This is a genomic window from Pyxidicoccus sp. MSG2 (assembly GCF_026626705.1).
In the GTDB taxonomy this organism is placed as follows: domain Bacteria; phylum Myxococcota; class Myxococcia; order Myxococcales; family Myxococcaceae; genus Myxococcus.
The window spans coordinates 6,632,644-6,643,842 of sequence record NZ_JAPNKC010000001.1 but is presented as its reverse complement, the minus strand read 5'-3'; the positions used below and the strand labels follow the sequence as shown (position 1 = coordinate 6,643,842).

At 69.6% G+C, this 11,199-nt stretch carries 7 protein-coding genes; 3 read left to right on the top strand and 4 right to left on the bottom strand.

Annotated elements, in window-relative coordinates:
- The first annotated feature begins 27 nt into the window (after positions 1 to 27).
- A complete protein-coding gene (locus OV427_RS26175; RefSeq protein ID WP_267858896.1) occupies positions 28 to 1,041 on the top strand; it encodes a hypothetical protein in 1,014 nt (337 codons plus the stop codon).
- A gap of 180 nt (positions 1,042 to 1,221) precedes the next feature.
- On the opposite strand, the gene OV427_RS26170 is transcribed toward OV427_RS26175, so the two are convergent.
- The 3 genes from OV427_RS26170 to OV427_RS26160 all read right to left on the bottom strand — a co-directional run bounded on the left by OV427_RS26170 (position 1,222) and on the right by OV427_RS26160 (position 9,059).
- Positions 1,222 to 1,617, bottom strand: a complete 396-nt coding sequence (locus OV427_RS26170) for an Imm50 family immunity protein (RefSeq protein WP_267858895.1) — start codon at positions 1,615 to 1,617, stop codon at positions 1,222 to 1,224.
- A 2-nt stretch (positions 1,618 to 1,619) separates the two neighbouring features.
- Positions 1,620 to 8,036 carry an HNH/endonuclease VII fold putative polymorphic toxin gene (locus tag OV427_RS26165; protein WP_267858894.1) on the bottom strand — a complete coding sequence of 2,139 codons (6,417 nt, stop codon included), beginning with the start codon at positions 8,034 to 8,036 and terminating at the stop codon, positions 1,620 to 1,622.
- Between the two features lie 291 nt (positions 8,037 to 8,327).
- A complete protein-coding gene (locus OV427_RS26160) occupies positions 8,328 to 9,059 on the bottom strand; it encodes a TIM44-like domain-containing protein (RefSeq protein WP_267858893.1) in 732 nt (243 codons plus the stop codon).
- 377 nt (positions 9,060 to 9,436) lie between these two features.
- On the opposite strand from OV427_RS26160, the gene OV427_RS26155 reads away from it, so the two are divergent.
- Positions 9,437 to 10,207, top strand: a complete 771-nt coding sequence (locus OV427_RS26155) for a zinc-dependent metalloprotease (RefSeq protein WP_267858892.1) — start codon at positions 9,437 to 9,439, stop codon at positions 10,205 to 10,207.
- A 169-nt stretch (positions 10,208 to 10,376) separates the two neighbouring features.
- Entirely contained in the window at positions 10,377 to 10,712 is a 336-nt protein-coding gene (locus tag OV427_RS50605; RefSeq protein WP_324289991.1) for an ATP-binding protein, read from the top strand.
- Here the strand turns inward: OV427_RS50605 and OV427_RS26145 are convergent.
- Positions 10,606 to 11,151, bottom strand: coding sequence for a hypothetical protein (locus OV427_RS26145; protein ID WP_267858891.1), 546 nt, complete (start codon positions 11,149 to 11,151; stop codon positions 10,606 to 10,608). The genes OV427_RS50605 and OV427_RS26145 overlap by 107 nt on opposite strands.
- Between the last annotated feature and the right edge of the window lie 48 nt (positions 11,152 to 11,199).

Below are 11,199 nucleotides of genomic sequence, written 5' to 3'. Positions count from 1 at the left end.
GCTTCACCTCGTAAAGGAGTTCCTCGAATGCGTCATCTGGGTTCAGCCGTTCTTGCCGTGGGCTTGTTGGTGGGTTGCGGTGGTACCGACGTCGAACCGTCCCTGGAGTCCGTCGAGCGCGCGCAGTCGGCGCTCACCAGCACGGACGTGGACGTGGCCCCGGAGTGCCAGGGCCTCATCACCTTCGTGAACACCGGGTCGTACGCGACGCTGGATGCGTACCTGCCGAGCGACGTCGTGACCCGCCTCGTGAATCAGCGCGCGACGGCGCCCTTCGCGACGCTGGCGCAGGTCTCCGCGGTGCAGGGCATGGGTCCTGCCCGGCTCGAGCAGCTCGAGGGTGGCGCCCGCGCGCAGAGCTACATCCACGCAAGCTGCGTGGGCGTGATGGATGAGCTCGCCATCTCCGCGGATGACGACGCGGCCATCGTCGCGCTGGTGAACACCGTCAGCGACAGCGAGCTGCACGACATCCTGCCGGATGCGTGGAACGGCGCTTCGAATCTGCTCGGCCTGCGTCCGTTCACCTCGACCCAAGCCATCTCGGACGCGGCGGGCATTGGCACGGTGAGCCTCCGCAACCTCCGCAACGCGGCCACGCTGAGCCGCCCGCTGGAGGCGCTCATCGCGGCGGTGGATGCGGTGCCGCAGTATGACTTCAGCAAGACGCTGGCCCGCCACTTCGACTGGTGGGCCATCGTGGTGGCCAACCCGCACTACCGCGAAGGGACGCCCACGTGCTTCGGGCTCGAGCCGACCAGCACTCCCTACGGTGCGACGGTGCGCCCCAACCTCGCGGACGCCGCCGAGGTGCGTGCCAAGGTGCTCGACGCGGTGACCTTCGCCAACCGCAACAACGCGATTCCCAGCAGCGTCGTCTCCGCGGGCCTGGCGAACCTGGACATGTTGACCGCGGGGCGCTCCTTCAAGGGCTGCTACACCAGCTACCAGGATGACCCGTGGAGCGGGCACCAGGTCGCCATCTTCGTCGACACGGTGAACGGCTTCAGCGTGATGACCGACTTCTACTGGAGCGAGTGACGTCCTGAGCGCGGCGGCCTCTTCTCAGGCGCCGAAAAGACGAAGGGCCCGGAACCTTTCGATTCCGGGCCCTTGACGGCGGCCCCCAGGCCTACGTCCCCCAGACCCGACTCCATCCCCAATTGAGGGAACCACGGGCTGGGGCGCCGCTGGCACGGCAGGCTCAGGCTGGGAGTCCGGCTAGACGCCCGAGTCCTGGTACGCGGACACGCCGTCCAGCGAGAGGTGGTCGAAGACAGCTTCCAGGGAGAAGCCCTCTCCCCGGGCCACGAGCCCGACTCCGTCGGATGTGGCCGGCGTCACCTCGATGTCGACGATGCTGTTGGCGGACCAGCCCCGCACCTCCAGCCTCCGAACACCGATGCCCATGAGCCGGAGCTGGACCCTGTTGGCTTGCGACTGCCCCCACTTCGCGGGAGGTCTCGCGGGGAACTCGTTCAAGTCGAAGCGGATGAGGACCCTCGGACCGTCCTGGTGGAGGCCAAGCTCGAGCACCCTCACTCCATGAAGCGATGGGGCCTCCGGGAACAAGCTCCGGAGGAACACGGCACGCTCTATCGAATCAATCCAATCCATGGCTAGGGGCCGAACAGGTAGTGGTCCAGGGTACCAGGAACCTTGCCTGTTCTCGTGTTCTCGGGCGGCCGGACATTGAAGTGCGGACCCTGGTCGCCCACGCCTTCTCCGAACCTGTGACCGGCCGAGTGGTCCTGGATGACGACCTTGGACCCGTCCGGACGCGTATACGTGTACTCACGAGTCATGATGGGCTTCCTGGCATCGTTCAGGATGCGGTTGCCACCCGGGTCCGTCATGGGAACCCGATTCACACTTTGCGGCTGCTGTGAGCGGGGAATCCCGAGGTCCCGCCTGGCCTGGTTCAGCGCTCCCCTGCGGGTGGGCAGGGCCTTGGCGATTTCGAGGCCCTTGAGAGGCCTGAGCATTCCCGCCGAGACATAGGGAATCGCCATGCCCAGCAGGTCCATCTTGATGGCATCGCAGTCGCCCTGCGAGATGTCGTAGAGGAGGAAGCCGACGTCCACCGCGGTATCCAGGGGAATGAGCCCGCTGGGGTCCACGAAGTTGACCGGGTCTCCCCCCACGTAGGCGTAGAGGTTGGTGTCCCCGCCCCCGAAGCGCAGCGGGTCCTTCGCCGTCCAGCGCCCCGTCTCCGCGTCGTAGTCGCGCGCGCCGAAGCGCACGAGCCCTGTCTCCGCGTCGTACAGGCCCCCCACGAACCCGAAGGGCTGGAAGCCCGGCCGGGTATCCCGCAGGACCTTGCCGAAGGCGTCGTAGTCCAGCGCCTGCACCACCTCCGCCGTGTCCACGTCCACGATGCGACGCGGGCTGCCCACGTGGTCCGTGACGATGCGGAAGGTGCCCGTCCGTGAGTCGCTGGCCGTCCCCCGCAGCCGCACGAAGTAGTCCGGCACGTAGGAGCGCGTGCCGTACACGAACAGGCTGACGAGCTGACCGTCCCCGTCCAACTCCCCCACGATGCGGTCGCCCTGGTACAGCCAGCCCTGGGTGAGCGTACCGTTCAGCCTCCGCCCGATTCGCCGGTTCTCGCCGTCGACGAGGTACTCCACCACCGAGCCCTCGCGCTCCACGCGCATCAGGTTCCCCAGCGCGTCGTAGGTGTACGCCGTCTCGATGCCCGAGCCCTCGTCCACCCGGCTCCGCAGCTCGCCCGCGGCGGACCAGGTGTACCGGCGGTCGCCCTGTGTCAGCAGCCGGTCCTGGGCGTCGTGGGTCGCCGCCACGTCCCCACCGGCGTTGCTCGCACGCGTCCGGTTGCCGTTCACGTCGTACGCGTAGTGCTCGACGGTGACGCCATCCCTCCGCACGTCCGTCAGCCGGCCGGCGGCGTCATACGCGTAGGCATGGACGACGCTCTCTCCCGCCTCCGTCTCCGTGCGCTGCGTGATGCGCCCCAGGTCGTCGCGGACATACGCCTGCGCGAACACCTCGCTCGCTCCCGAGGTCGTCCGCTCGTTGGACAGCTCGCCGTAGCCGTCGTAGCCCGGCACGGTCTCGAGCCCGCCCACGGTCAGCCGGCGCAGGCGTCCCGTGGCCGCCTCACGCTCCAGGGTCATCACCCCGGCCGTGGTCAGCAGCCCATCCGCGTCGTAGCCCAGGGAGAGGCTCGTGCCCCGCACATCCAGCGAGCGGACCTCGAGCTGGTCGTCGTACGTCGCCCGCACGCTGCCGGACACCGGGCCCGCCCAGGTCGTGCCCGTCATCAGCGAGCCGTCGTAGTCGTAGGCCAGGGTGATGCCGTCCGGCGCCGCGAGCCGGGTCAGCCTGCCCGTCACCGGCTCGTAGGTGGAGCTCACCGTTCCGCGCGCCGTCGTCACCGTCTCCACGCGGCCCGCGGTGTCGTAGGCGAAGTCGACCGTCGTGCCGTCCGGACGCAGCACCCGGGTGAGCTGCTGGTCCAGGTCGTAGCTGTAGCCGACGACCCCCTCGCCCATGCCCGTCTCCGGCGGCGTGTAGACCTCCGGAAGGTCCTGCTTCGTGAAGGTGTACGCGTGCGCGGCGCGTCCCGGCGGCGTCAGCGAGGTCAGGTTGCCGCTGGCGTCGTGGGCGTAGCGCACCTCACGCTCCCCCGGCAGCAGGTGGTACGTCAGGCGGCCCACCGGGTCATACCCGTAACGAGAGACCTGGAAGAGTGCGTCGGTGAGCGTCTCCAGGTTGCCCCGCGCGTCGTAGGTGAGCCGCGTCTCGCGCGTACCTCGCGTGGTGGAGAGGAGGAGTCCCCGCGCGTCGTAGGCGAACAGCACCGGTGGCACCCCCGGAGCGCGCTCCTCGACGAGCCGGTTGCGCTCGTCGAACAGCGTGAGCCGCCGCCGTCCCCCGGGACTGTCGGACGTCCACTGGCGCGCCGCCGCGTCATAGGCGCGCGTGACGTGCCGCCCGTTGAGCGTCGTGGTCTCCGTCTGGCCCGTCAGGCTGAGCAGGTTGCCCGGGTCCGCCAGCGTGGCCGAGCGGCCCGCTGCCAGGCGCAGCGTCAGGCCACTCGGCAGGGTCTGCGTCACCGACACCGGCACCGGCACCATCATCCCGAAGCGTGGGTCCGGCCCCACCAGCGTCTCCACGCGCGAGCCATCCGGCTTGAGGATGACCTGCAGGCCGCTGCGATACTGGTGCGCCGTCGTGACGCTGCCCGCCGCGTCGGTGATGCGCCGCACCGTGTCGCCCGCGGGAGTCCACTGCACGGCATACGTGGTGGTCCGTCCCAGCGCCGTGCTGACACGCACCGAGAACCCATCCGCCGCATCGGTGCGCTCCAGCGACTTCCATCCGCCGGCCGGGTCCTCGTCCCGTACCAGGCGTCCCTCCCCGTCGTAGGTGAAGAGGTGCTCGTGCCCACGAGGGTCCGTCAGCTTCGTGAGCAATCCGCCCGGCCGATACTCCAGCCGCACCGACTCATTGGCCGCATTGGTGACGCGGGAGAGGTAGCCGTCCGCGCCCAGCGCCAGCGTGGTGCGGTCGCCCTCCGGCGAGACGATGGCGGCGGGCTGCCCCGCGCCGTCCCGCTCGACACGGGTGAACCGGCCCTCCGCGTCGGTGACGTCCGTCAGCCGGCCCCCGGCGTCATACCCGAAGGCGTGCAGCGTGACGTTGCTCAGTGCGTCCACCGTGCGCAGGTGTCGGCCGCGCGCGGAGAAGAGGTAGACCTCGCTGCCGTCCGCGGATGGCAGATACGTGTCCCCCACCAGCCCGGGCAGCGGCGAGGCCACCTTCCGCACCGTGGAGAGGCTCGGCAGGTAGAGGGAGTGCCCGTCCGGGCTGAGCGCCAGCGAATAGGCATAGAAGAGCTGCGCCCGCAGCGCCGGGCCCCCATCCCCGCTGGCATCGTCGATGCCCGCGCCAGCCACCGTGGTGATGATGCCCTGGCCGTCCACCATGCGGAGCCGGCCGCTGTAGTTGTCGACGATGTAGAGGCGCCCGTCCGGGCCCACCGCCAGCCCGAGCGGCCACTGCAACGTCGCCTGCGTGGCCGGCCCACCATCGCCCGTGGCCCCCCCGAAGCCGTTGCCCGCGACGGTGCGGATGATGCCGTCCGTCCCCACTCGCCGCACACGGAGGTTGTTGAAGTCCGCGATGTAGACACTGCCGTCAGGCCCCACCGCCACCGCGATGGGGCTCCACAGCGCTGCCTGGGTGGCCGGCCCACCGTCTCCATGGAAGGTGTATTCGCCGTTGCCGGCCAGCGTGCTCAGGATGCCGTCCGGTGAGATGCGGCGGACGCGGTGGTTGGCGCGGTCCGCGACGTAGACGCTGCCATCCGGTCCGACCGCTATCCCCCAGAGGTCTCCCAGCGGCGCCTGGAGCGCCGGCACGCCGTCCGGAGCGTTGCCGGAGAGGCCATTGCCCGCCACCCGCACCAGGCGCCCATCCGGGGTGATGCGACCGACCCGGCCGCCGCCGTTCTCGGTGAAGTAGAGGCTGCCGTCCGGCCCCAGCGCGAGCTGGAAGGGGTAGTACACCTGGGCGCTCGCCGCCGGCCCGCCTTCACCCGCGGAGCCCGGTGTGCCGGTGCCAGCGATGGTGTGGATGACGCCTGACGGGTCCACCTTCCGGATGCGGCTGTTGAAGAAGTCGGCGATGTAGAGGCTGCCGTCCGCTCCTACCGCGAGCCCACGCGGCCGGTCGAGATACGCCGAGGTCGCGGGCCCCTCGTCCGCGCAGCACCCCTGTTGGCCGGGTTGACCTGCCACCCGGGTGATGACGGCGCCGAGCGCCTCGGCACCGCGCTGCTCGCCATTCCCCAGGTGGAGGACGCGCCCCAGCGGGTCGTAGCCATGGTGCACGTCCAGCGTCCACCCACCGAGCCCCAGTGGGCGCGCGTCCCACGCGCCCAGCGAGTCCTGCCACGATGTCCACAGCGAGACCTCGTTGCGCGCCTTGTCCGCCGCGATGCCCGAGCCGAACGCGCCGAAGGCCGCCTGGAGCTGCGAGGGGTTCTGGTAGACGGCGTCGTAGATGTAACCGACCTGCACGACGACGGGCTGGCGGCCCTGGACGGTGCGCCCGTAGGCGTCCTTGCCATCCCACGTAAAGGTGGTGTGCTGGCGGATGGAGGCCGGGAAGCTGCGCTGGTGGAACTGGCCCGCGACGTAGACGTGGAGGTCGATGCGCCGCACCGTCTCCGGCATGGACTCGTCGCTGAGCTGGATGGGCAGCGTGTACGCGTCATGCCGGCCCGGGGCCCGGTCGCTCTGATACACCAGCCCGAAGGGCGTTCCCGTGATGGGCAGCGCCTCGCCCAGCGTCCGCGCCTCGCAGCCGATGATGGAGCCCTGCTGCTTGCAGAGGCTGTCCGGGCCCTTCCTCGGAGGACGCGTGTTGGGCGGCTTCGCGCCGGGCGGAGGCCCCTTGGGCCAGTTGAAGTCCCACGGAGAGAAGTGGGGAATGGGCGTGCGCCAGAGGCTCTGCCCCGGCGCGTAGAGGTCGGCCAGCCGCTCGCGCTCGGCGTCGGTGATGCCCAGCGCGGCCAGCGCCTCGGCACCGTCCGCCGACCCATCACCGTCCACGTCCAGGTCCGCCAGCCCCGCCGTCCGGCCCAGCACGGCGATGACGCGGCCGTTGTCGGAGGCCAGCCAGGTGGCGCGCTCGCGGTCGTAGTACCCGGCCGGGACGATGCCGCCCACCGGGAAGCCGATGAAGTTCTCCACGTAGGAGATGACCGGTGGCTCGAAGCGCACCTCGCGGGCTCCGGCCGCCAGGGCCTCGTCCGCGGTGAGCTCCACGGCGTAGGTGTAGCCACTCTGCGGAGGCAGCGCGGCGGGCATGGCATGCACTCCCTGCTCGCCCACGGTGTACTCGGTGGCGCGGATGGAGAGCGTGGAGAGCGCCGCGGTGCCGCCGTCCGAGAGCACCAGGGTGGCGGAGGTGCCCGGGGCGAAGAGCAGCGTCTGCTGCCGCGCGCCGTCCGCGTCGGCCACCGGCGTGCCTTGCGCCACCTGGAGCACGGGCGCCCCGGCCTCCACCAGCGTGTGCCGCGCATCCAGCGGCACCAGGGCCACCGTGGGCAGCCACACGTAGTCCTGCCACGGCACCGTCACCGTGCGCTGCGCGGGGAGCACGCCGTCCTTTTCGTAGACGAGGGTGAGCGCGCCGCCACCGTTCACCGCCAGGTCGAAGAAGCCATCCTCGCGGCTGTGGGTGACGCCGTACTCCGGGTGGTCGAGCACACGCAGCCTCACGCCGGCCAGCGCCTCGCCCTCGGGCGACAGCACCTGCCCGCGCAGCACGGCGAGGCGCTGCGCGGTGAAGGTCCCCGCGTCCACGCCACGCTGGGGCGGGTCCTCGCCGGTGAAGAGGAAGGAGGCGGCCTCCACGAGCGTGGTGGCCACCGAGCGGTCCAGCGCGGGCGCCTCCAGCTCCGGCGGTGGCGGCACCACCTCCACGACGGCGGAAGGCCCGCCCGAGGACAGGTTGCCCCTCGCGTCCAGCGCCTCCACCTGGAACGTGTGGCGGGAGCCCGGAGTCAGGCCCGCCACTTCCCGCTCGAGGACCTCGGCCGCCACCTCCGTGATGACCGTGCCGTCCTGGAGGAGCCGGTAGGTGGTGACGGCCACGTCGTCCACCGCCGCGCTCCAGCGGAGCAGGACGCGTGAGGAGCCGACGGAGAGCGCGCCGAGCGCGGCACCCTCGGGCCAGGTGGGCGCGAGCGTATCCACCCCGGCGTCCGGCTCGGGGCCCGCGTCGACGAAGCCGCCGTCGGGCTCGGTGCCCGCATCATCGGGGCCCGCGTCGACGGAGCCGCCGTCAGGCTCCGAGCCCGCATCATCGGGGCCAGCATCGAACCCGGTGCCCGCGTCATCGGTGCCCGCATCGACGAAGCCGCTGTCAGGCCCCGAGCCCGCGTCACCGGGGCCCGCGTCGAGTCGGGTCCCCGCATCGGGCTTCGGGTCTGGCTCGCACGAGCAGCCAGGGCCTGCAACGGCCAGCGCCAGCAGCACGCCGACCACGAGGAACCTCGTCATGCACTCCCCCTCGCACCACTCACTTTCTCCCATTAGAGCGCAGGAATTCACCTCGAGGAGAAGCACTCCGGGAATCACCGCGCAGGAGTCCGGCGCGTCAGGCCGGGTCGCCCGCTACTCACCACAAGCACCCAGCTCTCGCGGGGTGCAGCGCCCGCGCGGGTACAGCTCGACTTCGTGCCCCGATGGTCGAGTACCTGCGCGAGCACGCGTCGGCGGCGGGGCTCGGCATCGAGGCGCTCGTCGGGGCTGTTGTTCAATGCGTAGCTGACGATGGGGACGCGGAAGTAGCTACCGGGCGTCGCGGGTCCGGGCGACCGGGTTGTCGGCGGGCAGCAGGGCCTCCAGCTCATTTCCGACGCGGGCGTAGGTGAGCATCATGTGGTCCTGCTCGATGTTGTTCACGAGCCAGCGACCGTCGCGCAGCACGAACGTCCACACCGTCGTGGCTTCGGTGAAGCCCTTCTTGCCCTCCACGAGGTGGCCGGTGATGAGGGACTCCAGGTAATCCTCCATCTCGGCGGTGATGGCGACCACCAGACGCGAGCCTCCGCCCTCGCCGTCCTCGTTCCTGCAGGCGAGCGTGAGGGGCCGCACGCGCTTCACCTCGTTCACGGTGCAGCGGTTCACCAGCCCCTCCTGTTCCCAGCGGTCCAGGTACACGAGCTGCTGGTTCTGCCAGTACCAATCGGTCATCCAGTCCGAGGCTTCCTTCAGGGACTCGCGCTTCCAGGCGGAGTGGACGCGGTGGAAGCACTCGAGGACGCGGTCATTCAGCGTCAGCCAGTCGAACTCCGCTCGGGTGCTTGCGAGCGTCTTCAGAGCCGTTCGGGTCCGCCGCTCCGCGAGCCACTCCTTCACGGCGACGTAGAGCACCAGCGGCAGCAGCAGCAGGGTGAGCGTGATGAGCACAATCCTGCCGAAGGTCGAGCGGAAGGCCGCGGAGACAATTTGTCCTCCCGGCCCGGCCAGGGCTGCCAGGGGGAACATCACTGTAAGGATGGCGAGGAGGCGCAGGAGCATGCCGGGGCTCTCGGAGTGCTGTGTGGACGGGACGCTAGCATGCAGCTCCCTTGCCAGCAGGCGGGCGCCAGGGATGGCGTATGGGCCGCCCACGCAAGCAGAGGTGGAGCAGTTGCTGAGGGTTGGACGTGCGGTTCCCCTCTCCGAAAGCAACCCCGGTGCGGGGGTCAGATGCTGGTGGTGCACCAGCCGGGGATGCAGCTCACGCGGGTGGTGTCCGGCCCCTCACACATCGCCGTCCGCTCCTCACCGAAGTTCTACAAGCACATCCATCGTGAAGTGGTAGCGCCGCACGCTTCTCGTGCTTTGCTGTCCGCCCCGACGCTCCCATGCCGGGAGTGTGGGAAGAACCGCTTCAGGACTCGAGGTACACGACCATGTTCAAGAGAGCGGCAGTCCTCGTGGTGAGCTGTGGCGCGCTGTTTGCCGGCTGCGGTACCGACCCGCACATCGAGAATGAGGAGATCATCTCCAACCTGATGGAGGCCGGGATTCCGGCCGACGACATCATGGTCGTCGACGGTGCCGTGTACGTGGGCCGCGACGCGCACGTGAGCCTCGAAGCGTCCCGCGAGCTGCTCCAGCGGGGCGAGGGGAGCGAGGAGCTGTACATGACGACCAATCGCGTCGGCACCTCCGTGACGAAGATCTGCGTCAATCCCACCGCCACGTTCAACACCTACACCCGGCTCAGCCAGGGGCTCGACCTGGCCCTTGGTAACTACAATGCCCTGGGGCTCCGGATTACCTTCGCGCGCGGACCGACCACGGGCTGCACCGCGAACATCACCGCGCAGACCATGGCCGGCACTGGCGGCTCCTCGGGATTCCCGTCGGGCGGCCGTCCCTACGGAACCATCAACATCGGCACCGGCCTGAACAGCCTCAGCGTGGACGTGAACGAGCACGTCGTCACCCACGAACTGGGCCACACCCTCGGTCTTCGTCACACGGACTTCTACGACAGGTCCATCAGCTGCGGCGGCGCCCCCACCAACGAAGGAACCGCTGGCGTGGGTGCCGTCCTCATCCCCGGGACGCCGACCACCGCCACGCCGGGAGGGTCGATCATGAACAGCTGCTACCCGCCCGATACCGACGGTGAGTTCACCAGCTCTGACCGCACGGCCTTGAACTACCTCTACTGAGCGCGCTGCCTCAGGGACGCAGACGGGGCCCCGCCACACGGAACGGCGGCTGATTCTCTCGCGGAATCAGCCGCCGCACCGGGTGCCCTACGTCACGTCACTCCCGAGGCGCCGCGAGGCAGCCGCCGCCCGCGCGGGTACATGGGACGGTGGGCATGCCTCCCCTCTAATGGACACCGACGAAGAGGCAGATACGGCTCAGGCCCCGTGGGTCTCATGCATGCGGACCATCCTGCTGCTGCGCGAGGAGATGGACGCCAGGCAGAAGAAGCGCGTCAGCATGGGAATCACGATTGCCCACTTCCCGGCGGTGAAGACGCTGGAGGGCTTCGACTTCAAAGCGCAGCCGTCGGTGGACGCGAAGCAGGTGCGTCAGGCAGCGCGCGCCCTGCGTTTGGTCAGACATCTCCCCAGTCGCTTTCCGCGGCTCGTTTCGCGGCTCCGACCGGATCGCGCGCATCGGCTTCGGCCTGTCTGGCCGCCCCGCGCTCCGCCCTGCGGGTGACGTACGGCTTGGGATCCTCGTAGGCGGCGAAGATTCGCGCCTCCAGCTCATCGATCGTGGACACAGCCGACGCGGCCGCCGTTGGCACGTATTCCAGACCGAACTCGTTCACCAGGCCGTCGCAGTACATGACGCCGTCGAGCGCTTCCGCCAGCACCTCCGCGACAAGGGTACTCACCTCCCATGCCGCGGGATCGATCGTGATCACGACCGCTGGCACGAAGCCCACCAGGCGCTCGACCTCGGCGAAGAACTCATCGTTGCCCTTGGGCAAGATCTCGCAGGACTCCAGCGAGCCTTCGTCGAACCGATTCTTGAACTCGTCCTCCTCGCCGTCCTCGTCCTCGACCTCGTCCTCGTCGTGTTCGAGGTAGTAGACCCACGCGCCCTCGTGAGGTGGGAGCGCACGTCGACCGGCAATCACGTATTCGAAGCTCATGGGCCGGATGCTCGATCGAAGCGGCGTCCCCCGACAGTGTTTTCGCAA